Consider the following 26,295-nt stretch of genomic DNA (forward strand, 5'->3'; position numbering starts at 1 on the left):
CATCGGCTTTCAACGTCATTTCGTTCATACGCCGCGACTGCGTGCCGTCACGATCCATGCCGCACCGTCGATCAGCACCGAAGTTTCGCCGGGCTGCGCCGAAAATGCGGCGCGGACGGCGGCGGCAGCTTTCGCCCGGATGTCGTCGGGCTGACTGGCCAGCGCACGCGAAAGCGGACCGACGGCGAAGGCCAGCGCCAGCGCATCGTCGACCGCTTCGGCGCGCGTCTTGCCGTAGCCATAGGATATGGTGGTATCGAAGGGCGCAATCCCGATATCGTCGAATCCCGCGGTCGCGAGGATGTCCGATACTCGATTACGGTCGGCGAAGGCAAAGGGCCCGGGGGCAAGGGGGTCGGCGGGCGCCGGCGTAACAAGGTCGCTGATCGCCGCCATCGGGAGGCGGACCCAGTCGTTCTCCCGCGCGCTGCGCCAGCAAACGAATGCCACCCGACCGCCGGGCTTGAGCGCTGCGCGCATATGGGCGAAAGCGGCCACCGGATCGTCGAAGAACATCACGCCGAAGCGCGAGAAGAGAAGGTCGAATGCTTGCCCGGGCAAAGGCGCACGGGCGGCATCGGCGAGGTCGAACGTCACGGGCGCGCCATCCGGTTTCGCCGATCGCGCGCGGGCGATCAACTGTGACGAGATGTCGACGCCGAGCACATGGCCTGTCGAACCGACGCTTTCTGCCAGTGCAAGGCTGGTCGCGCCCGCTCCGCATCCTATGTCGAGAACATGCTCGCCCGGCTGCGCGTTGGCGGCAGCGATTGTCGCGGCGCCGAAATCTTCGAGCATAAGGTCGAGCCGGAGCTGGTGAACCACCCAATTTTCGCCGCTCGTTCCGTCCCAGTCGTGCGTTGGTGCGGTCGTCATGGCGTGGCTTTCATTATTGAGAATAATTCGCAATTACGCGTCGTCCGCGGGCGAAGCAAGCACGCATAGCTATGCCTTGTTGCATCGATGCGACCCATGCGACATGCCTTCGTCGATCCGGCGGCATGCTGGCAAGGGAGAGTCATGAGCGAAGCCATCGTCACGGTCGACATCGGGGGCACCCATGCGCGCTTTGCGATTGCCGGGGTCGAAAGTGGTCGGGTCGTCTCGCTTGGCGAGGAAACGACGTTACACACCAGCGATCATGCGAGTTTCCAGACAGCCTGGCAGGATTTTGCGCGGCAGCAGGGCGGAAGCCTGCCGCGTGCGGTCGCAATCGCGATCGCCGGACCGACGCGCGGCGAGATCATCCGCTTCACCAACAATCCGTGGATCATCCGTCCGGCACTGATCGGCGAAAAGCTGGGTGTCGACCGCCATATACTCGTCAATGATTTCGAGGCCGTGGGGCACGCCGTTGCACAGGCTGATGTCGGCTATTTCGAGCAGCTTTGCGGTCCTGACGAACCGCTGCCCGAAACCGGTACGATCAGCATCATCGGCCCCGGAACCGGGCTTGGCGTCGCGCACGTCTGGCGCGACGGCGGCGCCTATCGTGTCCAGGCGACGGAGGGTGGCCATATCGATTTCGCGCCGCTCGACAGCATCGAGGATGCGATCCTCGCGCGTTTGCGCAAACGGCACCGGCGCGTGTCGATCGAACGCATCGTATCGGGGCCCGGCATCGTCGATATTTACGAGACGCTCGCCGCGCTCGAAGGCCGCGCGGTGACGCCGCTCGACGACAAGGCGATCTGGACCAACGCGCTGGGCGGCGAAGACAGCCTCGCCGCGGCGGCAGTCGATCGCTTCTGCCTGTCGCTGGGCAGCGTGTCGGGCGACCTGGCGCTGGCGCAGGGGGCCAGCGGCGTTGTCATCGCGGGCGGCCTCGGCCTTCGCATCCGCGACAGCCTCGTACGGTCGGGCTTTCCCGAACGTTTTGTCGAGAAGGGGCGGTTCGAGGGCTTCATGTCGGCGCTGCCGGTGAAGCTGATCACCCATCCGCAGCCGGGCCTGTTCGGGGCGGCCGCGGCTTTCGCACGCCAATACGCCTGACGCAAATATCGCTGGCGTCGCGCCGCGAAAGACGGCAGCTATGAGGCGAAAGGAAAGCGCCTCCGATGTCCGCCCGTCCCGTCCTTGGCATCATCGCCTGCAACCGGCAGGTGGGAGCGGAATATGCGCAGGCGGTGATGAACCGCTATGCGACGGCGGCGATGCGCCACGCCGATTGCGCGGCGCTGCTGATCCCGTCGCTGCCCGAATATATGCGCGCCGACGAGATCGTCGGCCGTCTGGACGGCGTGCTGCTCACCGGGTCGCCGTCGAATGTCGAGCCGGCGCGTTATGGCGAAGACGACGCGGGCGAGGGACCGTTCGACCCCGACCGCGACCGGATGATGCGCGACCTTGTCGAGGCGGTGATCGCGGCGCAGCGCCCGCTGTTCGGCATCTGCCGGGGGTTTCAGGACATCAACGTCGCGCTCGGCGGGACGTTGCGGCGCGACACGGCGACAAATGGCGAGCTGCTGCGCCATCATACGCCCGACGGGACGCTGTTCGACGCAATGTTCGACCATCGCCATCATGTCGACCTTGCCGAGGGCGGGATGCTGGCATCGGCCTATGGCGCTTCGTCGCTCGACGTCAATTCGGTGCATTATCAAGGCATCGGCCGGCTCGGCGACGGCCTGTCGGTCGAAGCGCGCGCTCCCGACGGGCTGGTCGAGGCGTTCAGTGCGCGGCCGAACGGCGCGCCCCTGCTCGCGGTGCAGTGGCACCCCGAATGGGCGGTCGACGGCAACAGCGAAAGCCAGACCTATTTCCACCTGCTCGGACGCGGGTTAAGGGGGGAATTATGAACCGCCGCGTCACCCGCTACGATCGCTATCTCGCGCGGCTCTGCTTCTCGCCCTGATGTTCCGGAATCCGGTTTTCCGTTTCCAGACAATCAGGAGTTTCTTATGCCCCGCAATCACGACATCGCCGAACTGCGCCGCCTCGACGTCGCGCACCATCTTCCCGCGCAGGCCGATTGGGCCGAAATCGAAAGGCTCGGCGGCAGCCGGATCATCACCCATGCCGAGGGATGCTATATCCACGACGGCGACGGGCACCGCATCCTCGACGGCATGGCCGGCCTGTGGTGCGTCAATGTCGGTTATGGCCGCGAGGAACTGGTGGAGGCTGCAGCGGCGCAGATGCGCGAGCTGCCTTTCTACAACACCTTTTTCAAGACCGCGACGCCGCCGACGGTAACGCTCGCGGCGAAGATCGCTGGCCTGACCGGCAACCGCCTGCCGCATATCTTCTTCAACGCCTCGGGCAGCGAAGCGAACGACACGGTGTTCCGCATGGTCCGCCACTATTGGAAGCTGAAGGGCGAACCGAAGCGCACCGTGTTTATCAGCCGCTGGAACGCCTATCATGGCTCGACCGTCGCGGGTGTCTCGCTGGGCGGGATGAAGGCCATGCATGCGCAGGGCGACTTGCCGATCCCCGGTGTCGAACATGTCCGCCAGCCCTATGCCTATAACGAAGGGCAGGGGATGACCGAGGAGGAGTTCTGCGATGCCTGCGTCCAGGCGATCGAAGACAGGATCATCGAGGTCGGTCCCGAAAATTGCGCTGCGTTCATCGGCGAGCCGGTGCAGGGCGCCGGCGGGGTGATCATCCCGCCGAAAGGCTATTGGCCGAAGGTCGAGGCGGTGGCGCGCAAATATGGCCTGCTGATCGTCGCCGACGAAGTGATCTGCGGTTTCGGCCGCACCGGCAAGATGTGGGGCCACGAGACGATGGGCTTTACGCCCGACCTGATGCCGATGGCGAAGGGTCTGTCGTCGGGGTATCTGCCGATTTCGGCGACCGCAGTCGCGAGCCATGTCGTCGATGTGCTGAAGACCGGCGGCGATTTCGTGCACGGCTTCACCTATTCGGGCCATCCCGTCTGCGCCGCCGTCGCGCTCCGGAATATCGAGATTATCGAACGCGAAGGGCTTGCCGAGCGCACCGGCAGCGTCACCGGGCCGCATCTTGCCAAGGCGCTCGCGACGCTGAACGATCACCCGCTGGTCGGTGAAACACGCTCGATCGGTCTGCTCGGCGCGGTCGAGGTCGTGGCCGACAAGGAGAGCCGCGCGCGCTTCGGCGGGGCCGAGGGCACCGCCGGACCAATGGCGCGCGATGCGTGCATCGCCAATGGTTTGATGGTCCGCGGTATCCGCGACAGCCTGGTCATGTGCCCGCCGCTAATCATCACCACCGACCAGATCGACGAGATGGTTGCCATCATCCGCAAATCGCTGGATGAGGCGATGCCCAAACTCCGCGCGCTCTAAACAGGAAAGACCAAGCCCCTATGCCTTCCGGCCTTTTTGCCCTGCTCGACGATATTGCGACGATCGCCAAGGTCGCCGCGGCGAGCATCGACGATATCGGCGCCGCGGCGTCGAAGGCCGGGGTCAAGGCGGCGGGGGTGGTCGTCGACGATACGGCGGTGACGCCGCGTTATGTCACCGGCTTCACCCCCGACCGCGAGCTGCCGATCATCTGGCGGATTACCAAGGGGTCGATCTTCAACAAGCTGGTGCTGATCCTGCCGGCGTTGCTGTTGCTGTCGACCTTCGTGCCGTGGGCGATCACGCCGCTGTTGATGCTGGGCGGCGCCTATCTCTGCTTCGAGGGCGCCGAAAAGGTGATCCACTCGTTGCAGGCCGACAAGACGAGCCTTGCCGAGGATGCCGAGATCGTCGCCGACAAGGACCATGAAGAGGCGATGGTGAAGGGGGCGGTGCGCACTGACTTCATTCTGTCGGCCGAAATCATGGTCATCGCCCTCAACGAAGTGCTCGACGAGCATTTCGCGATGCGCGCGGCGACGCTGGCGGTCGTGGCGGTCGCGATCACCGTTGCGGTCTACGGCGTCGTCGGGCTGATCGTGAAGATGGACGATATCGGGCTGCACATGGCGAAGGAAGGCAATAGCGCGCGCCGGGCGATCGGCCGCGGGCTGGTGTCGTTCATGCCCAAGCTGCTGTCGGCACTGGCGGTGATCGGCACCGCGGCGATGCTGTGGGTCGGCGGGCAGATCGTCCTGCACGGCCTGCACGAATATCATATCGGCGGCATCGCCGAGGCGCTGGAATCGCTGGCGCATTCGATCGCCGGCGGCCTGCCGCTCGAGGGGCTGTGGACCTGGCTGATCAAGGCGACGGGCGATGGCATCTTCGGGCTGTTGCTCGGCGGTGTGATTGTTGGTGTGCTGCACCTGCTTCCGGGGAAGAAAGCCGCACACTAAAATTCGTCATCCCGGACTTGATCCGGGATCCATGCCTTCAACGCCGCGATGGATCCCGGATCAAGTCCGGGATGACGATGGTTTGACGGTCCAATTATCCCAGCAACACCACCGGACTGTCCGCCCGCCAGTGCATGCTGACCTTGTCGTCCCAGGTGAAATCTTCCTGGTCGTGGCGCGACAGGTTGGGGCGCGACACGCGGATGCGCGCGCCGGACTCCAGCTCGATCTCGAACAGGGTGATGTCGCCGAGGTAGCTCATGCCTTTGATCTTGCCGCGGGCGAAATTATAGCCGTCGGGCGCGTCCTGCGCCGCCGCCTTGACCGCTTTGCCTTCGCCGGGAACGTGCAGGTAAATCTTCTCGGGACGCAGCGCGACCCAGACATCGGCGCCGTGCGGGCCGGTGACGCCATGGTTCAGATAGACCTTCCCAAGCCCCGGGCAGTCGACCGCCGCCCGGTCGGGTTCGTCGAGCGTCAGCTTGCCCTCGAAGATGTTCACCGAGCCGACGAAATCGGCGACGAAGCGGTTCGCGGGATATTCATAGAGGTCCGACGGGGTCGCGAGCTGCGACACCTCGCCCTTGTTGATCACCGCGATGCGGCTGGCCATCGACAGCGCCTCATCCTGATCGTGGGTCACGGTAACGAACGTAATGCCGACCTGCTCCTGTAGGTCCGACAGTTCGAACTGCATCTGCGCGCGCAGCTTCGCGTCGAGCGCCGACAGCGGCTCGTCGAGCAACAGCACTTTGGGCCGCATGATCAGACTGCGCGCCAGCGCGACGCGCTGGCGCTGGCCGCCGGACATCTGGTCGGGCATGCGGTCCTCGAACCCGCCGAGCTTGACCAGTTCGAGGGCCTCTGCGACGCGATCTTTGACCTCGCCGCCCTTTACGCCAGCGATCTTTAGCCCATAAGCGACATTGTCGGTGACGCTCATGTGCGGGAAGACGGCATAGCTCTGGAACACCATGTTCACCGGCCGCTTGTTCGGCGGGATGCCGGCCATGTCCTGCCCGTCGATCAGCACCTTGCCCTCGGTCGGCAGCTCGAACCCCGCGATCATGCGCAGCAAGGTCGTCTTGCCGCAGCCCGACGGGCCGAGGAGGACGAAGAATTCGCCCGCCTGGATGTCGAGGCTGACATTGTCGACCGCGGTCACCTTGCCGAAGCGTTTCGAGACGTTCTGGATCTGGATGATCGGCGGTTTGGTATCGGTCATGGTCAGTGGGTTTCCGCTATCGCCTTCACGCCCTGAAGCTTCAGTGCGACGGCGGTCAAAACGATGGTCAGGATGATCAGGATGGTCGAGGCGGCGTTGACTTCGGGGGTCACCGAGAAACGCACCATCGAATAGACCTTCACCGGGAAGGTGATCGTGTCGGGGCCGCTGGTGAAATAGGTGATGACGAAATCGTCGAGGCTGAGCGTGAAGGACAGCAGCGCCCCCGCGACGAGCGCGGGTTTCATGTGCGGGATCAGCACGTCGCGGAACACCGCCCATTCGCCTGCGCCGAGGTCCTTCGCCGCTTCTTCCTGTTCGCGGTTGAAGGTCGCGAGGCGCGAGCGCACGACCATCGTCACGAATGGGAAGCAGAAGGTGATGTGCGCGATGGTGATCGCGCCGAGATTGAACGGCCAGACAAGATCGGTCGGCCAGCCGATCGCCGCGAAGAACATCAGGAAGGCGACGCCCATGCAGATTTCGGGGACGATGATCGGCAGCGAGATCGTTCCGTCGATCGCGCCCTTCAGCGGGAAACGAAAGCGCCAGAGCATGACCGCGGCGACCGCGCCGAGCATCAGGCTGACGATCGTCGCCAGCGCCGCGATGGTCAGCGAATTGACCAGCGCTTCGACAAGCTGGTCGTTGCCCAGCGCCTTTTCGTAATATTTGGTCGTGAAGCCGCGCCACACGACGTTGCGCTTGCTGTCGTTGAAGCTGAAGATCATCAGCACGAACAGCGGCGCATAGAGGAACAGCATGACCAGCCCGACCCACAGCCGCATCCACAGCGTGCGGCTATATTCGAGCGGGGCGATCGGGGTGCGGTTGAAGAGCGCCATCAGTGAACCTCCGGCACCTTCTTGCGCATCGCTTGCAGCGCGATGAGGATGAACATGGCGTAGATGAGCAGGAAGGAGAGGGCAGCGCCGAAGGGCCAGTCGTTTGCCTTCTTGAACTGGCGTTCGATCACATTGGCGATCATCTGGCTGTCGGTACCGCCCATCAGGTCGGGGGTGAGATAGGCGCCGAGCGCGGGGATCAGGGTGATCATCACCCCCGCAATGATCCCCGGCGCGGCGAGCGGAACGACGATGCGCATGATCGTGCGGAAATGCCCGGCGCCAAGGTCGAGGCTGGCCTCGATAAGGCTGCGGTCGAGCCGGTCGAGCGCGGCGTAAAGCGGCAGTACCATGAAGGGCAGGTGGACATAGACGAGCCCGAAGACCACCGCGAAATTATTGAAGAGGAGCTGCACCGGTTCCCACGTCGGCAGCGGCTGCATGCCGACGAGCGTGCGGAACCAGCTCGCGCCGCCCCACAGGGTTTCGAGCCCCTTGTTCGCATAGCCCTGCGTGCCGAGCAGCATCATCAGCGCATAGGTACGGATGAGGAGATTGGTCCAGAAGGGAAGCATGATGCCGAGGAGCAGCCACGGCCGCCATTTCTCGCTGGCAAAGGTGATCGCCATCGCGACCGGAAATCCGATGATCAGACAGATCAGCGTCACCAGCGCCGCGACCGCGAAGCTTTTGCCGAAGATGGTGACATAGAGCCATTCGGTCGCGCGCTTGTAATTTTCGAGGGTGCCCGAAAATTCGATGTCGGTCAGGCCCCGGTTCTCGCCGAAACTGTAGACCCAGACGATCGCCATCGGAATCAGGAAAAACAGCAGCACCCACAGGATCGTCGGCAGCGAAACCGCCGCGAAGACCCGTTTATTGGATTTCCAGTCCTGTTCGGCCACCCCCCGATGCCCCCTTCAGGCCGTCAGGCTGCCCGCACCTTGGTGAAGGCTTCCTCGTACAGCGGCTGCAGCTTCTCGTTGAACTTCGCATATTCGCATTTCGCGAGCACGTCCGCCGGCGGGAAAATGACCGGGTTGTTCCGGTAGCTCTCGGGCATCAGCGCCTTCGCCGCCGAGTTCGGGGTCGGGAAGAGGATCGTTTCGGTGATCTTCTTGTCGACCTCGCCATCGAGCAGATAGTTGATGAATGCGTGGGCGTTCTTCGGATGCGGGGCGCCCTTCGGGATGCAGAGCGTATCCGAATTGAGCTGGCTGCCTTCCTTGGGCACGATGAAGTCGAGGTCGTCGTCCTCGACCATCGCCTGTGCGATATCGCCATTATATTCGAGCACGACGTCGCAGTCGCCCTTGAGCAGCAGATCCTGCCCGTCGTCCTCGTGGAATTTCTTCACATAGGGCTTCTGCTTGATCATCATCGCCGAGATCGACTCGATATCCGCCGGGGTCAGCGCGTTGACCGACTTGCCGAGATATTTGCCATAGAGGCGGAACATATCGCCGGCCTCCGACAGCCAGGCGATGCGATCCTTATATTCGGGACTGTCGAACAGCACTTTCCAGCTGTCGGGCTTCGTCTTCACCTTCGACTTGCGATAGCCGATGCCGAGCACGAGCCAGGTATAGGGCAGCGAGAATTTGCGACCCGGATCATAATCGACGTTCATGAAGCTCGGTTCGATATTCTTGATGTTCGGGATCTGCGCATGGTCGAGCGGCTGGAGCATGTCGGCGCGCGCCATCCGCTCGACAAAGTCGTTCGACGGCACGATCACGTCATAGCCGGGGTTGCCCGCCTTGAACTTCGCGAACAGCGTGTCGTTGCTGTCGAAAAGGTCCATGGTGACATCGACGCCGCTGGTTTCCTTGAAATCGTCGAGTGTCGTCTCGCCGATATAGGTGTCCCAGTTGTAGAAGTTTAGCTTGGCTTCTTCGCCGTTCGCGAGCTTTTTGCCTTCGCCCTTGCTGCAGGCGGCCATGCCGCCGAAGCTGATCCCGACCGCTGCGACCCCCAGCGCCTGCAGCAGTGAGCGACGACCCCGAGTGGCTTTGAGCAGTTCGTTCAGATCCATGGCTGGCCTCCCTGTATGTTGCGTCAAGCTGACCCAATATCGGCGGCTTGAAAAGGGGGTATTTTGCGGTGCAGCGCCGAATCTCTCAAAGAAACCGGCATCAATTCATGCGTTGCGCAGATACCAGTCGTAATCGAGCGTCGGGACGACGCCGAAATAATTGTCCTGCTCGACGCGCTTGACGATGCTGAACATGTCGACGAACCGCTCGCCGAGATAGTCGCGCATCAATTTCGAGGCGTGGAAGCGGTCGACGGCGGCGAACCAGTTCGACGGCGGCTTGTCGTCGCCCGCGTTGTCGTGGTCATAGCCGTTGCCGACGACGGCGGCGCCGGGATCGGCCTTTGTCGCCATGCCGTGATGCATACCGGCGAGGACCGCCGCGACGGCGAGATAGGGGTTGGCGTCGGCACCGCAGGCGCGATGTTCGACGTGGCGGCTCGGCGGCGGACCGGCGGGAATGCGGAACGATACGGTGCGGTTGTTGACGCCCCAGGTCGGCGCGACGGGGGCGTAGCTGTTCGCCTTGAACCGCCGATAGCTGTTTGCGTGCGGCGCGAAGAGCGCGAAGCCGTCGCCGACGCTGCCGATCATGCCGCCGATGGCATGGCGGAGGGCGGGCGTGCCCTCGGGATCGTCGCTGGCGAAGATATTCGCGCCCTTGTCATCGTTGACCGAGACGTGGATATGCATGCCGCTGCCCGCCTGTCCGGCAAAGGGCTTGGCCATGAAGGTCGCTTCGAGGCCCTGTTGCTGGGCGATGGCTTTGACGAGCCTTTTGTACATGATCGCATCGTCGCAGGCGCGCAGCGCGTCGGGCTTGTGGCGCAGCGTCAGTTCGAACTGGCCGGGCGCGAATTCGGAGATCGCGCTTTCGAGCGGCAGGTCCTGAACGTCGGTCGCGGCATAAAGCGCGTCGAAGAAGGGCCGGAAGTCGTCGAGTTCGCGCAGGCCATAGACCTCGACATTGCGCGGCGTATCGCGGCTGTAGGCCGGGCGGGCGGGGCGAATGGCGCCGTCGCGGGCGCGGCGCGGATCGACGAGATAGAATTCGAGTTCGACCGCCAGCACCGGTGTCAGCCCGTCGGCGGTGAAACGGTCGATCACGCCGCCAAGCACATGGCGCGGATCGAGGTCGTGCGGCGTGCCGTCGAGCTCGTAAAAGTCGACGAGGAATTGCCCGGCATGATCGCCGCCCCAAGGGGTGCGGACGAGCGTGCCGGGGATCGGCTTCATCGACCGGTCGGCATCGCCGTCTTCCCAGACGAGACCGGTTTCGACCGTGTCCTGACCGGTGATGTCGACGACGGTGATCGAACCGGGAAACATGCGGCCGCTTTCATAAACGGCGAGCACTTCGTGCTGACGCAGCCGCTTGCCGCGCGGCACGCCGCCGAAGTCGGTGTAGATCATCTCGATCGAATCGACGTCGGGATTGGCCCTGAAGAAAGCCTCTGCTTCCGAACGCGGCGCGATCACGCCCGATGATTTCGACATGGCCCCTCTACTCCTTCAACGCTTTCGTGCAGTCGGCGAACGCGCCGACGAGCCGGTCGATCTGATCGTCGCCGGTAACCGGGCTCACCAACATCATATTGTGAAACGGCGCCAGCAAAATCCCGCGATTGGCGAGGAACAGGTGGATCGCGGACTCGAGTTCGGGATGCATCGCGGCCTTGGCTTCGCTGCCGTTCCGCGGCGGGACGGGGCAGGTCAGGAATTCGACCCGGGCGCCGACGCTCGTCACATGCCAGTCGAGGCCCGCAGCCGTAATTTCCCGTTCAAGCCCGGCCACAAGCCGCGCGGCGCCGCGGAGCATCGTGGCATAAGCGGCGGGGGTAATGACCTCGCCCAGCATCGTGTGCATCGCGGTGATCGCCAGCGCGTTGGCGGACAGCGTCGTGCCGATGCCGCTGTGTCCCGCGGACCGCGAGCGATTCAGCGCCGCCATCCGGTCGGCCACTGCGGCGCTGAAGCCGTAGACCGCGCACGGCACACCGCCGCCGATCGACTTGCCCACTACCATCAGGTCGGGCTTGGTTCCATGAACGACACCGTGACCGCCATAGCCGGACGAGATGGTGTGCGTTTCGTCGAACACCAGCAGCGTCCCGGTCTCGTCGCAAAGCGCGCGCAGCGCCGACAGGAAACCGGGCGCGTCCAGCACCATGCCGACGTTGGTCATCACCGGTTCGGCAAGGATGCAGGCGATGTCGCCGCCGCGCAGCGCCGCCGCGAGTGCCTCTTCATCGTTGAATTCGATGACGCTCGTCGTCCCGCGAAGGTCGTGGACCTGCCCGACGAGGCTGGCGCGCATCGCGGCGCGGTCGTCCTTCAGGTCGACAAACGCATCGTCGACCGCGCCGTGGTAGGCGCCGTTGAAGGTCAGGATCTTTGGCCGCCGGCTGATCCCGCGGCACCAGCGGATGACGGCGCGATTGGCCTCGCTGGCGGTGGTTGTGACCTGCCACTGTGGCAGGCCGAACATCGCGGCGAGCTTTTCCGACAGCGCCGCGCCCCGCTCGGTGGGCAGCATATAGCTGAGCCCCTCGTCCGCCTGTTTCGCCAGCGCGGCGGCGAGGGCGGGCGGCGAATGGCCGAACAGGCTGGCGGTGTCGCCAAGGCAGAAATCGTCGAAGGTCTGGCCATCGATGCTGGTCAGCGTCGCGCCCTTCGCCGAAGCGGCGACGATCGGAGCCGGGCTGGGCCAATCGTTCATCCAGTGGAAGGGGACGGACTGGAACCAGCCGGTCGCAGATGCCCGATTCGCGAAAGCGCGCGGATTGGCGGCGCGGAAACGCTCCGCCTCGCGCGCAGCGATACGCGCGATGGCCGCATCGGATATCACCCGAGCTTGTCCTTCATCGCATAATAGAGCAGTCCCAGCGTCGCGAGCGGCCGGCGAAGCCATTTGCCGCCGGGGAAGGGCCTGGACGACAGGTTTGCGAGCACATCGAAGCGCCCGGCGGTCCCCGCCATCGCCTCGGCAATCAATTCGCCCGCAAGCGTCGTGACCAGCGCGCCGTGCCCGGAGAAGCCATGCGCGAAAAAGACATTTCCGCGCCGCCCGACGTGCGGCAACCGGTTCATCGTCACCGCGACCGCGCCGCCCCAGCCATAATCGATCTTGGCGTCGGCGAGTTCGGGGAAAACCTCGACCATGAAGGGGCGGACGAACGCCGCGATGTCGCCCGGCGGCGTCTGCGAATAGCGTTCGCCGCCGCCGAAGATCAGGCGTTTGTCGGCCGAGAGGCGGAAATAGTTGAGGACGAAGCGGCTGTCGGCGACCGCGGCGTCGCTCGGCAGCAGCCCGTCGGCATTTTCCAGCGGCTCGGTCGCGATATTATAGTTCATGATCGGCACGGTGTAGCGGCCGAGGTCGGGTTCGACGTCGCCGATCCAGCTATCGGTCGCGTCGATGACATAGCGCGCGCCAACGTGCGCGCGGTCGGTCATCACGCCAAGCTCTCCGGCGGTGTCGGTGATGCGGCGAGCATTCTCCTTTTCCCAGATGCGAACGCCGGCGGCTTCGGCAGCCCGCGCCAGACCGCTCGCATAGTTCAGCGGATGGAAATGCCCGCCCTGCGGATCATAGGCGCCGCCGTGATAGAGCGGGCTGGCGATATGTTCGCCCATATCGCCTTTCGCGACGACGTCGGTCCGATAGCCGAAGCGGGCCCCAAGATAGTCGGCCTCGCGCGCGATCGCGTGGAAATCCTTTGGCGTCCACGCGGCCTCGAGATGCCCGGCTTTCAGATCGCAATCGATGCCATGCTTTTCGATCCGCGCCTTGACGCGGTTGTCGCGCCAGCACAGGTCGAACAGCGCGTCGGTGCGTTCGCGTCCGAAATCGGCCTCCAGTTCCGACGCCGTCCAGCGCAACCCCGGGATCAATTGCCCGCCGTTGCGTCCCGACGCACCGAAGCCGATATGCTCGCGTTCGATCAGAATGACCGAAAAACCGCGCTCGGCGCAGGCCAGCGCGGCACTCAGCCCGGTGAACCCGCCGCCGATCACGGCAACGTCGCAACTGCAATCGTCGCCCTCGAAAGGCCGCGGCGGCCGCGCGTGCGCGGTCGCCGCATAATAGCTGTGGTTCAGCGGGTCGGTCATTCCAACGCGAACCTCTAATTCCGCTCGTGTCGAGCGAAGTCGAGACATCCATCATGCCTGCACGGCGTCTCGACTTCGCTCGACGCGAACGGGGAGGGGCGGGGCATAATCACGGTCAGACCCGCATCAGCAGATGTTCACGCTCCCAGCTCGACACCACCGACTGATAGTTGAACAGTTCATAATCCTTCACGGCAAAGAAGATTTCGAAAAAGTCATCGCCGAGCAGGTTGCGGACCTTCTTGCACGAGGCGAAGCGGTCGAGTGCCGCTTCCAATGTCCGCGGCAGGGTGCGCGCGCGGTTGTACGCGCTGCCGGTGATCGGCTTCGGCGGCACCATCCGATCGACCATCCCGATATAGCCGCAGACGAGCGACGCCGCGATCGCCAGATAGGGATTGCTGTCGGCGCCGGGCAGGCGGTTCTCGACGCGGCGGTTATTCTTGTCGGACACCGGGATACGGAAACCGCACGAACGGTTGTCGACGCCCCACTGGACGTTGATCGGCGCCGCGCTGTCGGGCCGCATGCGCCGGAAACTGTTCACATTCGGCGCCCACATCGGCGAAATCTGCGGCATGAAGCGGATCAGGCCGGCGACATAGGAGCGGAAAGCGGCGCTGTCGCGGCCGTTGGCGGTCGCGAACAGGTTGCGCCCCGTTTCGGCGTCGACGACCGACTGGTGGATATGCATCGCGCTGCCCGGCTGGCCCGCCATCGGGTTCGCCATGAAGGTCGCATAGACGTCGTGCTGCTTCGCGACGTTGCGCACGACGCGCTTGAACAGGAAGACCTCGTCGGCGAGGCGCAGGGGGTCGCCATGCTCGAAATTCACCTCGAGCTGCGCCGCGCCCATTTCGTGGATCATCGTATCGATATCGAGCCCCATCAGCTCGCAATCGTCATAGATATGATCGATGATATCCTCATACTCGTTCATCGCCTCCAGTCCGTAAGGCTGGCTCGCGGACTCGCTGCGGCCCGAGCGGCCGGTCGGCGGAGTCAACGGAAAGTCGGGGTCGGCATTCTGCGAGACGAGGTAGAATTCGACCTCGGGCGCGATGATCGGTTTCCAGCCCTTTTCGGAATAGAGCGCGAGCACCTTTTTGAGGATGGTCCGCGGCGCGATGTCGACCTCGCTGCCGTCGCGGTTGTGGACGTCGGCGATCACGAACGCCGTGGGCGACGTGAAACCGGGGGCAACGCAGATCGTCGACGGGTCGGCGATCAGTATCTTGTCGGGATCCTTGTCCCAGATATCGTCGATATCCTCGGGATAATGGCCGTCGATCGTGCAGATGAAGACGCTGCCCGGAATGCGCAGCGACTTGTCCTTCACCGATGACAGGAACTTCTTCGCCGGCAACACCTTGCCGCGCTGGACCCCGTTGATGTCGGGGATGATACATTCGACTTCGTCGATCTTATGTTCGCTGATCCATTGTTCCAGATTGACTGACATGTGCCCCCGATTGGGCGCAGAGACACGCCCGCTTGTGCAGGTGCAGCCTATCGTGAAGTTCGGCGCAGCGCCAGAGGGGGGCGGCATCCGGGCATCGAGGGCATGATTTGATGCCGGATTCTTTGCTTTGCGCGACCGGCGATATCATAGCGCCGTCGCCACCGCTGACCGTCGACAAGGCGCGGATCGACACTGCTTTGATCGCGACGATCGACTGACCGGCGCGCGTCAGGCCAGGCTGGCAATCAGGCTGCGTCGGCCGCTGCCTGCGCCTTTGCGGCTGCGGCGGCGACTTGCCGCGCGCGCGTCGCTTCGGTCAGGATCAGCTTGTCGGCCATGGTCCGCCAAGCCTGCGCCGCGCGCAAATTTCGGTCGCGCACTTGCGTCAGCGCGGTCTCCGCGGCTTCCGCGGCGCATTTCTCGGCCTGGGCCAGATAGAAATCGCTGGTGGCGGACATGGCGGCTCTCCTTGATGGGATCGGATTAAGTCTGGGTCGTCAAGCGGGCGGTATCAGTCGACCATCTCGGCGATCAGGCGGCGTAATTCGTGCCGCGACAGGGTCGGCGATCGCCGAACCGCTTTGGATGCCCGGGGGCCCGTGAGGGCCGGTCGGCGAAGGGGAGAAGAAAACGCATTCAAATTGAAAATCATAATATCCTGAAGTCTAATTATACTGAATTATTTGCAAAATCAGCGCCGGGCGCCTTTGCGCGGACCGCTTCCGGCCGGGCCGGCGCCACGATCGCGATAGACGATCCGGCCCTTGGTCAGATCGTAGGGCGTCATTTCGACGCGTACGGTGTCGCCCACGACCGACCGGATGCGGAAACGCCGCATCCGGCCAGCCGTGTAAGCGATGATACGATGGTCATTCTCCAGAAGGACGCCGAAGCGTCCGTCGGGGAGGATCTCATCGATCTGGCCGTCGAGGGTTAACAGTTCCTCTTTGGCCAAGGATCAGGCCGACTGGAGATTGACAGCCGAGGTCTTGCCGCGGTTGTCGGTTTCCAGTTCATAGGAGACGCGCTGATCCTTGTTCAGCGTGCCCATCCCGGCGCGTTCGACGGCGGTGATGTGGACGAAGCTGTCGCCCGAACCATCCTCGTTGGCGATGAAGCCATAGCCTTTTTCGGTGTTGAAGAATTTTACGGTGCCGATCGGCATGGGGTCGTTCCTTTCACGGAATCGGAGTTACCGCCGGCTCATGCCGACGGCGCCAAGTAGCGTGAAGAAGGAAGTGTCCGCCGAAAGGCAAAAAAATCCGTCGCAGGCGACGATAGCGGTGGCAAGATGGGCCCTAATATCCGAAAAGTCAAGGATATGAGCGGAAACGGGCTTTTTGACCGACCGAATTCAACTTTGCGCAGTCAACGGAAATGTCACCGAAACCCGCGTCCCGCGGCCGACTTCGCTATGAATGTCGAGCTGTCCTTGATGTCGCTCGCTGATATGCTTGACGATGGCGAGGCCGAGGCCGGTACCGCCGACCGAGCGGCTGCGCGCTTCGTCGACGCGGTAGAAGCGCTCGGTGAGGCGGGGCAGGTGGTCGGGAGCGATGCCGTCGCCTTCGTCGCTGACCGACAAGCGGACGCGCCGTCCTTCGCGGACCAGTTCGACCGTCACCGGGGTCCCTGCGCGGCCATATTTCATCGCGTTGGAAATGATGTTGTGCGCGAGTTGCCCGAGCTGCGCCCCGTCGCCGAGCATCGGCTGGCTGTCATCCCCGACATTGGCGACGATATCCCTGGCGCGCGCCTGTTCGCTGTCGCGAAGCTGCGCGATCGTCGTTTTGACGATGGCGGCGAGATCGACCGGGGTCGTCGGCCGGCGAAAGCGGTCGGCTTCGACGCGCGATATCGACAGGAGGTCGATGACGAGCTGCTGCATCCGGCCCGCCTCGCGCTGGATGATCGACAGGAAACGGTCGCGGGTCGGCCGGTCGGCGTCGCCGTTCATGTCCTGCAGCGTTTCGACATAGCCGAGGATCGCGGCGAGCGGGGTGCGCAATTCGTGGCTCGCGTTGGCGACGAAGTCCGAGCGCATGCGATCGGCGGCGTCGATCGCCGTACGGTCGGCCAGAAAGATGATGCTTTCGTTCCCCGAGAGGGTGGCGATCCGCATCGTCCAGCGCTGGCCGGGGCGCGGGAAGTCGACGAGGTTGATCGTTTCAAGCGGGGCATCGCCGTCGATCCGCGACAGCCATTCGGTAGCCGCGGGGTGACGGATCGCGGTGCGGATATCGGCGCCCACGATATGCCGGCCGAGCAGCCGGACCGCGGCGTCGTTGGCGATGGTGACGATATTGTCGGCGATGCCCAGCAAGGGCTCCTTTTCCTGATCGATCCACAGCGCGAAATCGGGATGGCGCAGCAGCGACGGCGGCGGCAGGTCGGCCGGTGGCGTCGCGGTGCCCTGCGGATCAGGGAGAGGCGCGGGAACGGCCCCGTGGACGATGGCTGCGCCGACGAGGCCTGCGATGGTCAATATGGCGATGGCCAGCGCGTCGCCGCCCGCCAGCGCCGCAAAAATCGCCGCGACGGCAACCAGCGTCAACGCGATGATCAGGCTGGAAAGTCGGTCGAGCATCGTCGCTCGCCTCGCACGAAGCCGCCGGATAATGCAAGGCCGTTCGCGGCCGTTAACGCTTCGCGGGCGAATGTCCCAAAGCGGGATGCGCTGCTCCCGCATGCGGTCTTTTGCTTTTCCTTAGCAGATCGATGGTTTAAGCGACGGCCATGGAAAACAGCGATATCCCGGCCGAAAACACGCCTGCGGGCAGCGATGAAGCCGTGCCCTCGCGGCGCAGGATGCTGGCGCTCGGCGCGGTTGGCGTGTCGGCGGCGCTGACGATCCGCCCGGCCTTTGCCCAGACGGCGGTTTCGGTGATGAACTGCCAGATCCCGGTTCCGCCGCCGACGGCCGCCGGCCAGTATATAGACACCAACGGCAAGCTTGTTCCGCCGGGCACCAAGGGCGCATTCCCGGGGGCAGTGCGGCCGTTCACCGGCGAGGAAGTAAAGCGGGCGTTTCAGGGGCAAAATTTGCCCGGCACGACCTACAACCAGTCGCAGGCCTATCTGAAATATATCCGGCGCTTGCAGGCGGGCCAGAGCGGCTTTACCTGTTACGCATCGATCCAGATGCCGCGCTGATCATTCCCCTTCGGGCGATGACGGCATCGCCAGACGAAGGGACATGTGTGAAACTAGCTTCGCTCAAAGCCGGTCGCGACGGGCGGCTTGTCGTCGTGTCCGATGATCTCGCCTGGTACACCGACGCCGGCCAGATCGCCGCAACGATGCAATATGCGCTCGATAACTGGGCTTATGCGGCGCCCCGCCTCGCGGCGCTTGCCGAAGATCTCAACCATGACGCGATCCCGAAGGAGCGCTTTCACGAGCGCGACGCGGCATCGCCGCTTCCGCGCGCTTATCAATGGGCGGACGGCAGCGCCTATGTGAACCATGTCGCATTGGTGCGGCAGGCGCGGGGCGCCGAAATGCCCGACAGCTTCTGGCACGACCCGTTGATGTATCAGGGCGGCAGCGATGCCTTCCTTGCCCCGCGCGATCCGATCCCGCTTGGCGATCCGGCGTGGGGCTGCGACATGGAGGCCGAAGTGGTGGTCGTCACCGGTGACGTTCCGGCAGGGGTCGATCCCGAAACCGCCCGCCAGCATATCCTGCTCGTCGGATTGACCAACGATGTGTCGCTGCGCGGCTTGATCCCGGCGGAACTCGCCAAGGGGTTCGGCTTTTTCCAGTCGAAGCCGTCGAGCGCGATGTCGCCGGTGTTCGTGACTCCCGACGCGCTCGGCGAGCGCTGGAAGGACGGCAAGCTTCACGGGACGTTGTGCGTCGACCTCAACGGCGAGCCGCTCGGCCGTGCCGACGCGGGGGTCGATATGACGTTCGATTTCGGCGCGCTGATCGCGCATGCCGCAAAGACGCGCGATCTGGGCGCCGGCACGATCATCGGGTCGGGCACGGTGTCGAACCGCGGTGCCGACGGCGGTCCCGGCAAGTCGATTGGCGATGGCGGGCTAGGCTATAGCTGTCTTGCCGAAGTGCGGACGGTCGAGACGATCGTGCAGGGCGAGCCGCGGACGCCGTTCATGCAAAAGGGCGATACGGTCCGCATCTGGATGGACGACGACCGTCACCACAGCATCTTCGGCGCCATCGAACAGCAGGTCGGCTGAACGAAAAAGGGGCGGGATCGCTCCCGCCCCTCTCCGGTTGGTTTTGGTCGATCAGCCGCTGCCGCCGCCGAATTTCCCGCCCGACATCGCGTCGCTCAGCGAGCAGGCCGCCGGCCCGAGAATGACGACGAACAGCGTCGGCAGGATGAACAGGATCAGCGGAACGGTCATGATGGCCGGCAGACGCGCGGCCTTTTCCTCGGCGCGCATCATGCGTTCGTTGCGGAATTCCGCCGACAGGACGCGCAGGGCGCTGGCGAGCGGCGTACCATATTTCTCGGTCTGGATCATCGTCGTGACGACGCCCTTCACCGATTCGAGATTGACGCGATAGGCGAGATTCTCGAACGCCTGTCGACGCTCGGTCAGAAAGCCGAGTTCGATCGAGGTAAGCGCAAACTCCTCACCCAGTTCGGGATAAGCGCGTCCGAGTTCCTTCGATACGCGTGAAAAGGCGGAGTCGACGGTCAGACCGGCTTCGGCGCAGATGACGAGCAGGTCGAGCGCGTCGGGAAGGCCCTTGCGGATCGCGTCGGTGCGCTTGGTGCGCTTGTTATCGACGAACAGATCGGGTGCCTTGTAGCCGAGCAGCAATGCCCCCATCACGCCGGCGGCGCTTTTGAAGGGCGTCAGATCGGGCCACATTTCGACGCCATAGATCAGGAAGGCCGCAAGGCCGCCGAATACGATCGGCAGGACAAGGCGTCCGAAAATGACGGTGACTGCGAGGTCCTTCGACCGGATGCCGGCCTGCGCCAGCTTCTGCTGCACGTCCTTGATCTGCTCGTCCTGCAGCACCTGCAGCTTGCCGAGGAAGGTGCGCATCTTGTCCGCGGTCTGGTTCTTGCGAACCAGCCGCGCGCGGCGCTTCGTCGTCGATGCGGTGACGCCGGCCTTGAGCTGTTCGCGGCGATCGTTGAGCGCCTTGACGCGCTTCGCCATCGGATCGCGGACCGTCAGCGCGCCATAGATCGCGACGATCACGGCGAACACGCCGACCGCCGCCAGCAGGGTCGAGGCCCAGATGACGTCGACGCCGAGCAGGGTCGGGCCGCGCTGGGCGCCGGTAAAGGCGGTGAGGAGAAGGCTGCTGTTCATCTTGTATGCCTCCTCAGATTTCGAAGTTGATCATTTTGGCCATGATGAACACCCCGATGCTCATCCACACGAGCCCCCCGAGACCGGCGATCATCAGACGCGGTTCGAAAAAGAAGCCCTGGAGATATTCGGGGTTCATCATCCACACGATGCCAAAGACGAAGAAGGGCAGCGAACCGACGATATAGGCCGACGCTTTCGCTTCCGACGACATGGCGCGGATCTTCAGCTTCATCTGCGCGCGCTTGCGCAGAACGTCGGACAGATTGGCCAGCGTTTCGGCGAGATTGCCGCCCGTTTCGCGCTGGATCGCGATGGTGATGCAGAAGAACTGGAATTCAGGCGTTCCCAGCATGTTCGCCGATTCCTGCAGCGCGGCTTCCATGGTGTTACCGATACGGATGCGCTCGATCACGCCCTTGAATTCCTCGCCGACGGGACCCGGGAGCTCCTGGCTGACGACCTGGAAGGTTTCGGTGACCGGCAGGCCGGATTTCAGACCACGGACGAGCAGGTCGATCGCATCGGGAAAACGCGCGTTAAACTGTTTCAGGCGCTTGTTGATCAGCCGGCCGACGATCATATAGGGAAGGCCCAACCCCGCCAGCAGCCCGATCATGGCGGCCAGCAGCGGCGGCGAACGAAAAACAAGCAGCACGCCAGTCACGATCACGAACGCGGCCATCGAACCGAGCATATACTGGCTGACGGTCCAGCCCTTGCCGGTGCGGCGCAGCCGCAATTCCATCTGCTCGCGACGCGGCATCAGGCTGGAGATGTTTGCATTTCCTTGCCCGCCGGCCGCCTGAATGGTCTTGCGCATCTGCGCTGCGACGACCGCCTCGGTCGAGTTGGCGTGCCGGTCCTTGACCATCGACAGGCGCCGCGACTTCGCTTTGCCGACCGAAGGGCCGCCGAGCAGGATGACCAGCACGGCAAAGGCCAGGAAGGCGGCGGCGATGATGAGGATGACTGACAGGTTCATGTTCTGACTTTGTCCGCTTCGGTCAAAGGGGCAATGTCGGCCGGACAATGCCGGCCGGCATCATCCTTACTTCGCGCCCTTCTTGGCCATCATGCCACCGATGCCGCCCAGCTTGCCGAGCAGCGAGCCGCCCGCCTTTGCCTTTTTGGCGACGGGAGCTTCCTCGGCTTCCTCGTCGGCCGCATCGAGCGCCAATCGCATCAAATTCGTCCAGACCTGACCTGCCTTGGTGCCCTTGCAAATCTCGGCATAGGATTTGCCGAGCTTTGCCGACTGGCTCACCAGTTTCGGATCGAAAGGGATGACGATGTCGATCGGACGTTCGATCGACGATTCGAACTCCTTGCGCGACAGTTCGCCGATCGCGGTCTGGAACTTGTTCGCGACGAGCAGCACGCGCGCGCCCGGAACATTCTGCTTGAACCACGAGAGCAGACGGATCGTATCGCGCGCCGAGGCGAGCGTGACGTCGCTGACCAGCAGGATGGTTCCCACTTCCGACACGAGGTGCGGGAAGGGGATCAGTACCTGCCGCGGGATATCGACGATCGTCATCTCGAACGCGCCCCGCAGTTCCTCTTCGAGCTGGAAGAAGGCCGAGCCGTCGGTCATCACCGGCTGGTGGATCGGCGCTTCGGCCGACAGCAGGCTGAGCTTGTCCGACGCGCGCACCATCGCGCGTTCGATGAACAGTCCGTCGATACGGCTGGGGTTGTCGATCGCGTCGATCAAGCCGCGGCCCGGTTCGAGATCGAGCGTCAATGCGCCGGTCCCGAAATGGACGTCGAGGTCGAGCAGCGCAGTCTGGCGATCAGCCTGCGTGCTCATCGCCCAGGCGAGCGACGTCGCGACGAGCGATGCGCCGGCGCCGCCGCGAACGCCGACCACAGCCATCATGTGATGCGGTTTGGCATCGAGCATGTCGGCGTGCTTCGGCGCGCTGAGCATCGCCTGCGCGTTGGTCAGCGATTCGCGAACCTGGTCGAGCGACAGCGGTTTCAGGAGATAATCCTGAATGCCGCTGGACAGGAGGTCGCGGTAGAGGCGGACATCGTTGACCTGGCCGGCCGCGATCACGACCGTGCCGGGTTCGCACACTTCAGCGAGGGCGTTGATATCGTTGATCGGGTCACCCGATTCCGACATGTCGACGAACAGGATGTTCGGGCTCGCCGACACCGACAGCGACTGGACGGCATTGCGCAGGCCGCCCTTGTTGCACTTTTCGATCGACCAGCCCATGTCGCCGGCGGCAACGCGGATCAGCTCCAGCGTGTCGTCGTCGCAGACAAAGGCGTTGAACGGATCGCGAAGACCCGCGGCTTTGAACGGAGCGTTCACTGGCTGCCTCCCCCGTTGCTGTTGCTCGTCGACTGGCCGCGCAACTCGCCGGCGCCGGTCTGCGGCTTTTCGCGATAGGTCTTGATCGCACGCGTCGCGGCGGCGGGGTCATTCCGTTCCTCGCTGGTGCCCTTGATCAGATCGTTCGGATCGGCGACCATCGAAGCGAGGTTGCTGTTCGTGGCGCAGCCGTAGTTCGACGAGGTCGCGTTCTTGATGTTGACCGAATATTTGGTCGCCCAGTCGGGGCAACCCGCGACGCTGGCCGAAGCGCGGGTGATCACCACGCGCAGATAGCCGGGCGGCACGGCGCCGGTCGTGACGGGAACGTCGTTGCTCATCAGCAGGCCGCGCCGTTCGACCATCGAACGGATCACTGCCTGTGCGCCCGACGAACCATAGGCCGAGGGGTCTTCGATCGCGATCCGGTCGCCGTAGCGCGCGCCCATCGTGTCGAGCCAGCCCTGGAGGCGGCCCTGTTCGCTGGGCGGTAGTTCGCCGTTCGAAGCAGCGACGTCGAATTGATAGATGGCGTTGCGAACGACCGGCTGATGCACCGATTCGAGGCTGGTGTTGCTGCCCGCGCTGCCGGCACAGCCGGCGAGCGAGGTGGCCAGCGCCAGGACCGTCCAAGTTGCGATTTTTTTCATCACTTTGCTCCTGAAAACCAGCGCGTCACTTGATACTGAAGCCGGGCGACACTTCGTCGCTGCCGCGCAGGCGGTCGGCGTCACCCACCGAGGTGTCGAGGCGCGGTTTCGGCCGGTCGCCACCAGTCACACCGTTGCTTTCCTGTCCGAGCAGCAGCCGTCCAAGATCGTTCGGCGCCTGGAAGGCGTCGGTCGGCAGCTTGATCTCGTTCGCCGACACCGGATTGACCAGATAGGGCGTCACGACGATCACCAGCTCGGTTTCGCCGCGGCGGAAGCTGTCCGATTTGAACAGCATGCCGAGGACGGGCACGTCGCCGAGGCCGGGCAGCTTGTCGATCGCGCCGATCGAGCGGTTGTTCATCAGGCCGGCGATCATGAAGCTTTCGCCCGACCCGAGTTCGACCGTCGTTTCCGCACGGCGGATCGTCAGCGCCGGGATCTGGAAACCTTCCATCTCGATCGCGCCCTCGGTCGACAGTTCCGACACTTCGGGACGGACGCGCAGGCTGATGCGACCGTTCGACAGCACCGTCGGCGTATAGGCGAGGCTGACACCATATTTCCGATATTCGATCGTCGTGCCGGCGAAGTTGCCGGGGATCGGGATCGGGAATTCGCCGCCCGCGAGGAAGTCGGCGGTTTCGCCCGAAATCGCGGTGAGGTTCGGCTGCGCCAGCGTCGCGACCATGCCCGAACGTTCGCCAAGGTCGAGCGATGCGATCAGGTCCATCCCGAACAGGCGGCCGGCGCCGGCAAGGCTCCGCGTCCCGCTCGGCGTGTTGATGATATAGCGCTTGACCCCGGGCGGCACCACCGGATCGCCTTCGCCCGGATACAGGATCTGGCCGGGCGTGCGTCCGTTGAACACGCCGCCGAGGAAGCCGCCGGTCATGTCGCGGGTCAGCAGGTTGCCGCTGATTTCCTTGACGAGCGAACGGTTTACTTCGGCGATGCGGACCTGCAGGTTGACCTGCAGCGGCGTCGCGGTGCGAAGGCGCGAGACGACCTTGGTCTGTTCGCCGACGAAAGCCTGCACCAGCCGTTCGGCTTCGGCGGCGTCGTCGGGCGACTGGACCGTCCCGGTGAGCAGCACGAGGCCGTTCATCGTGTTCGCCGAAATCGATGCCTCGGGCATCGCGAGCGACAGCATCTGGTCGATCGTCTCGATATTGTTGCCGACGCGGGCGACGGTCGAATAGACGACCCGGCCGCTGGCGTCGGTAGCATAGACGCTCGTTTCGCCGGGCGTCTTGCCGAAGACATAGAGCTGGCGGCTCGAGCGGACCTGCACGTCGGCGACCTTGTCGTCGGCGACGAACACGTCGGTCATCGCGGCGGGGAGGCTGATCAGGCGGCCGCGGCCGACCGACAGGTCGATGCTGCTGCTCGCATTCTGGACCGCCTGTGCCGACGCCTGCTGGGCCGGAGCGGAGATCAGCGTGGCTGCAACGAGGCCGATGGCCAGGGTGCGCGCCAGCGCCGTGCCCAAGAAATTGGCTTTGCTGTTCATCTTACTTACCCCCCACCGGAACTTCGGTGACCTGGCCGCCGCGAGTCACGCGGACGACAGGGCCGCGGGGTGCCGCCGGTGCGGCAAATCCCGTTGCCGACGGCATGCCGCCGCCATATGACTGCTGCTGCTGGCGCGGCGGTGCCTGGACGCGGCCGCTGACAGGAACCCAGAAGCGCGAAACGTCGCCGCCGGTCGTTGCCGAGCCCCGGCCCGAGGTCGGGCGGGCGGCCGCTTCGGCCAGCATCTTCTTCTCGGCGGCGGTGCCGCCCTTTGCCGGGACGTTGATTTCGCCCGATGCAATCGCAGCGTCGAGGTCGCCGGCGCTTTCGGCCAGCGGGCGCAGCGCGAGCGACAATTTGCCCATATTCTGCGCGACGGCGATTTTTTCGGCGATCTCCGGCGTCGCCTCGAGCGTCACCGAGCCGAAGGTGTTGACCGGGGTCTTGCCCGTCTCGTCCTCGGCATTGTAGCGCTGGTCGGTGGCAAGGACGCGAACGTTGCGAACGATCGTCTCGGCCGTGTAGAGTTGCGAGTCAGGATAGGAGCTGCCTTCCTTGATCTCGATTTCCTGGGCAAGGACCACGTCGACGCGGTCGCCCGGAAAGACGAAGCCGGCGACGCCCTGTTCCTGCGACACCTTGACGGTGACCGCGCGCATGCCCGGGCCAAGCGCTGCAGCAAGGAAGCCGCGGTCGTCGGGATGGACGAGTGCGCCCTGCGTGACCGGCTGGCCGGCAGTGATGGGATAGCGGACCACGGTACCGACCAGCGTGTTCACGTCGGTCTTGTCCTTCAGGAAATAGGCCTTCTCGACCAGTTCCTTCGGCCACGGCTGGAAACGGAAGCTGTCGGGGCCGACGATCGTCCCCACCGGAAGCTGCCGCGTTGCGACGAGGATCATCGGACCGTTGATTTCCGGTGCAGCGGCGGCGCGAGCCTCCGGTGTCGATGATCCCCGCATCATCAGGTTGACCCCGAACGCCGCACCGATCGCAATGACCAGCGCGCCGACGATCAGCATTATCTTTCGCGTATCCATGACGATTTTTCGCCTCCTAACACCCACCGGACGCGGCGGTGCTTACCCTCAGGTCGAACCGATAGACTGAAACTGGTTAAGATATTGTTGGTGAAGCACCCAAAGCCCTGCGGCCGCGATCGCGACCCCGTAAGGCACTTCGACCGGGCCTTGCGACCGGCGTATTTTCATCTGCACGAGCATGACGGCCGACAGGATGCCGCCCCCGATCGCCATGACGGTCAACGTCGGCATGAACAGGGGCAGTGGCACCCAAAGCATCACGGCACCGATCATCTTGACGTCGCCGCCGCCCATCGCGCCGATCGCGAACAGACCGACGAAGGCCAGAAATACTGCAAAGGCGGCGCCGAACTGGATCGGCACATCGGGCCAGACGGGCAGGCCGATCGCAATCCAGAACGGAATGGCGAGCAGCGCCATCGCTGCGTTGAGGCCGTTGGAGATCGTCCGCGAGCGAAGATCGCTGATCGCGGCGGCAATCATCAACGCGGCCAGCAAGGCCATCAGGGCAAGAGCGAGCGAGCCGTTTTCCATGCATTTCCTCTAGC

At 64.2% G+C, this 26,295-nt stretch carries 26 protein-coding genes; 6 read left to right on the forward strand and 20 right to left on the reverse strand.

The window, feature by feature from the left end; all coding sequences use genetic code 11:
* Window positions 1-24: 24 nt before the first annotated feature.
* Window positions 25-876, reverse strand: a complete 852-nt coding sequence (locus V6U71_RS08235) for a class I SAM-dependent methyltransferase (RefSeq protein WP_411341787.1) — start codon at window positions 874-876, stop codon at window positions 25-27.
* A 144-nt stretch (window positions 877-1,020) separates the two neighbouring features.
* On the opposite strand from V6U71_RS08235, the gene V6U71_RS08240 reads away from it, so the two are divergent.
* The 4 genes from V6U71_RS08240 (at window position 1,021) to V6U71_RS08255 (ending at window position 5,233) form a co-directional block, all read left to right on the forward strand.
* The gene (locus V6U71_RS08240; protein ID WP_411341788.1) at window positions 1,021-1,992 is read left to right on the forward strand and encodes a glucokinase; all 972 of its coding nucleotides are present in this window, start codon (window positions 1,021-1,023) and stop codon (window positions 1,990-1,992) included.
* Between the two features lie 65 nt (window positions 1,993-2,057).
* Complete coding sequence (locus tag V6U71_RS08245) at window positions 2,058-2,798, forward strand: gamma-glutamyl-gamma-aminobutyrate hydrolase family protein (protein WP_054587523.1); 741 nt, start codon at window positions 2,058-2,060, stop codon at window positions 2,796-2,798.
* Between the two features lie 102 nt (window positions 2,799-2,900).
* A complete protein-coding gene (locus V6U71_RS08250; protein WP_411341789.1) occupies window positions 2,901-4,274 on the forward strand; it encodes an aspartate aminotransferase family protein in 1,374 nt (457 codons plus the stop codon).
* Window positions 4,275-4,294: 20 nt separating this feature from the next.
* A complete protein-coding gene (locus tag V6U71_RS08255) occupies window positions 4,295-5,233 on the forward strand; it encodes a DUF808 domain-containing protein (protein ID WP_411341790.1) in 939 nt (312 codons plus the stop codon).
* Between the two features lie 94 nt (window positions 5,234-5,327).
* Here the strand turns inward: V6U71_RS08255 and V6U71_RS08260 are convergent, their stop codons facing one another.
* From V6U71_RS08260 to V6U71_RS08315, 12 genes are all read right to left on the reverse strand, one after another.
* Window positions 5,328-6,458, reverse strand: coding sequence for an ABC transporter ATP-binding protein (locus V6U71_RS08260; RefSeq protein WP_411341791.1), 1,131 nt, complete (start codon window positions 6,456-6,458; stop codon window positions 5,328-5,330).
* A gap of 2 nt (window positions 6,459-6,460) precedes the next feature.
* Entirely contained in the window at window positions 6,461-7,303 is an 843-nt protein-coding gene (locus tag V6U71_RS08265) for an ABC transporter permease (RefSeq protein ID WP_411341792.1), read from the reverse strand.
* Window positions 7,303-8,208, reverse strand: coding sequence for an ABC transporter permease (locus V6U71_RS08270; protein ID WP_054587528.1), 906 nt, complete (start codon window positions 8,206-8,208; stop codon window positions 7,303-7,305). Before V6U71_RS08270 ends, V6U71_RS08265 begins: the two co-directional genes overlap by 1 nt.
* 23 nt (window positions 8,209-8,231) lie before the next feature.
* The gene (locus V6U71_RS08275) at window positions 8,232-9,338 is read right to left on the reverse strand and encodes an ABC transporter substrate-binding protein (RefSeq protein ID WP_411341793.1); all 1,107 of its coding nucleotides are present in this window, start codon (window positions 9,336-9,338) and stop codon (window positions 8,232-8,234) included.
* 105 nt (window positions 9,339-9,443) lie between these two features.
* Window positions 9,444-10,835 carry a glutamine synthetase family protein gene (locus tag V6U71_RS08280; protein WP_411341794.1) on the reverse strand — a complete coding sequence of 464 codons (1,392 nt, stop codon included), beginning with the start codon at window positions 10,833-10,835 and terminating at the stop codon, window positions 9,444-9,446.
* 7 nt (window positions 10,836-10,842) lie between these two features.
* Complete coding sequence (locus V6U71_RS08285; protein ID WP_411341795.1) at window positions 10,843-12,186, reverse strand: transaminase; 1,344 nt, start codon at window positions 12,184-12,186, stop codon at window positions 10,843-10,845.
* On the reverse strand, window positions 12,183-13,451 hold the full coding sequence (locus V6U71_RS08290) for an NAD(P)/FAD-dependent oxidoreductase (RefSeq protein ID WP_411341796.1): 1,269 nt from the start codon (window positions 13,449-13,451) through the stop codon (window positions 12,183-12,185). The genes V6U71_RS08285 and V6U71_RS08290 overlap by 4 nt, the downstream gene beginning before the upstream one ends.
* A 115-nt stretch (window positions 13,452-13,566) precedes the next feature.
* Window positions 13,567-14,913, reverse strand: a complete 1,347-nt coding sequence (locus tag V6U71_RS08295; protein ID WP_411341797.1) for a glutamine synthetase family protein — start codon at window positions 14,911-14,913, stop codon at window positions 13,567-13,569.
* A gap of 245 nt (window positions 14,914-15,158) precedes the next feature.
* Window positions 15,159-15,371, reverse strand: coding sequence for a hypothetical protein (locus tag V6U71_RS08300; protein WP_411341798.1), 213 nt, complete (start codon window positions 15,369-15,371; stop codon window positions 15,159-15,161).
* Between the two features lie 233 nt (window positions 15,372-15,604).
* Complete coding sequence (gene infA, locus V6U71_RS08305) at window positions 15,605-15,868, reverse strand: translation initiation factor IF-1 (protein WP_054726426.1); 264 nt, start codon at window positions 15,866-15,868, stop codon at window positions 15,605-15,607.
* A 3-nt stretch (window positions 15,869-15,871) separates the two neighbouring features.
* Complete coding sequence (locus tag V6U71_RS08310) at window positions 15,872-16,078, reverse strand: cold-shock protein (RefSeq protein WP_054587536.1); 207 nt, start codon at window positions 16,076-16,078, stop codon at window positions 15,872-15,874.
* A 189-nt stretch (window positions 16,079-16,267) separates the two neighbouring features.
* Window positions 16,268-17,500, reverse strand: a complete 1,233-nt coding sequence (locus V6U71_RS08315; RefSeq protein ID WP_411341799.1) for a sensor histidine kinase — start codon at window positions 17,498-17,500, stop codon at window positions 16,268-16,270.
* Window positions 17,501-17,649: 149 nt separating this feature from the next.
* Here V6U71_RS08315 and V6U71_RS08320 point away from each other — a divergent pair, with 149 nt between their 5' ends.
* Both V6U71_RS08320 and V6U71_RS08325 read left to right on the forward strand, forming a co-directional pair.
* Complete coding sequence (locus tag V6U71_RS08320; protein WP_054587538.1) at window positions 17,650-18,066, forward strand: hypothetical protein; 417 nt, start codon at window positions 17,650-17,652, stop codon at window positions 18,064-18,066.
* Between the two features lie 47 nt (window positions 18,067-18,113).
* Window positions 18,114-19,115, forward strand: a complete 1,002-nt coding sequence (locus V6U71_RS08325; RefSeq protein WP_411341800.1) for a fumarylacetoacetate hydrolase family protein — start codon at window positions 18,114-18,116, stop codon at window positions 19,113-19,115.
* Window positions 19,116-19,166: 51 nt separating this feature from the next.
* Here the strand turns inward: V6U71_RS08325 and V6U71_RS08330 are convergent, their stop codons facing one another.
* The 7 genes from V6U71_RS08330 to V6U71_RS08360 all read right to left on the reverse strand — a co-directional run bounded on the left by V6U71_RS08330 (window position 19,167) and on the right by V6U71_RS08360 (window position 26,281).
* On the reverse strand, window positions 19,167-20,213 hold the full coding sequence (locus tag V6U71_RS08330) for a type II secretion system F family protein (protein WP_411341801.1): 1,047 nt from the start codon (window positions 20,211-20,213) through the stop codon (window positions 19,167-19,169).
* Window positions 20,214-20,226: 13 nt separating this feature from the next.
* Window positions 20,227-21,198, reverse strand: a complete 972-nt coding sequence (locus V6U71_RS08335; RefSeq protein WP_411341802.1) for a type II secretion system F family protein — start codon at window positions 21,196-21,198, stop codon at window positions 20,227-20,229.
* A 66-nt stretch (window positions 21,199-21,264) separates the two neighbouring features.
* Window positions 21,265-22,539 (reverse strand): pilus assembly protein CpaE, encoded by a 1,275-nt coding sequence (locus tag V6U71_RS08340; RefSeq protein WP_411341803.1) that lies wholly within the window; start codon window positions 22,537-22,539, stop codon window positions 21,265-21,267.
* Window positions 22,536-23,189: a CpaD family pilus assembly protein gene (locus V6U71_RS08345; RefSeq protein ID WP_411341804.1), complete on the reverse strand. Its 654-nt coding sequence runs from the start codon at window positions 23,187-23,189 to the stop codon at window positions 22,536-22,538. The genes V6U71_RS08340 and V6U71_RS08345 overlap by 4 nt, the downstream gene beginning before the upstream one ends.
* A gap of 25 nt (window positions 23,190-23,214) precedes the next feature.
* The gene (locus V6U71_RS08350) at window positions 23,215-24,702 is read right to left on the reverse strand and encodes a type II and III secretion system protein family protein (RefSeq protein WP_411341805.1); all 1,488 of its coding nucleotides are present in this window, start codon (window positions 24,700-24,702) and stop codon (window positions 23,215-23,217) included.
* Between the two features lies 1 nt (window position 24,703).
* Complete coding sequence (gene cpaB / locus V6U71_RS08355; protein ID WP_054587545.1) at window positions 24,704-25,744, reverse strand: Flp pilus assembly protein CpaB; 1,041 nt, start codon at window positions 25,742-25,744, stop codon at window positions 24,704-24,706.
* 48 nt (window positions 25,745-25,792) lie between these two features.
* Complete coding sequence (locus V6U71_RS08360) at window positions 25,793-26,281, reverse strand: A24 family peptidase (RefSeq protein WP_054587546.1); 489 nt, start codon at window positions 26,279-26,281, stop codon at window positions 25,793-25,795.
* Window positions 26,282-26,295 lie beyond the last annotated feature (14 nt).

Source organism: Sphingopyxis sp. J-6, from assembly GCF_046603995.1.
GTDB lineage: Bacteria > Pseudomonadota > Alphaproteobacteria > Sphingomonadales > Sphingomonadaceae > Sphingopyxis.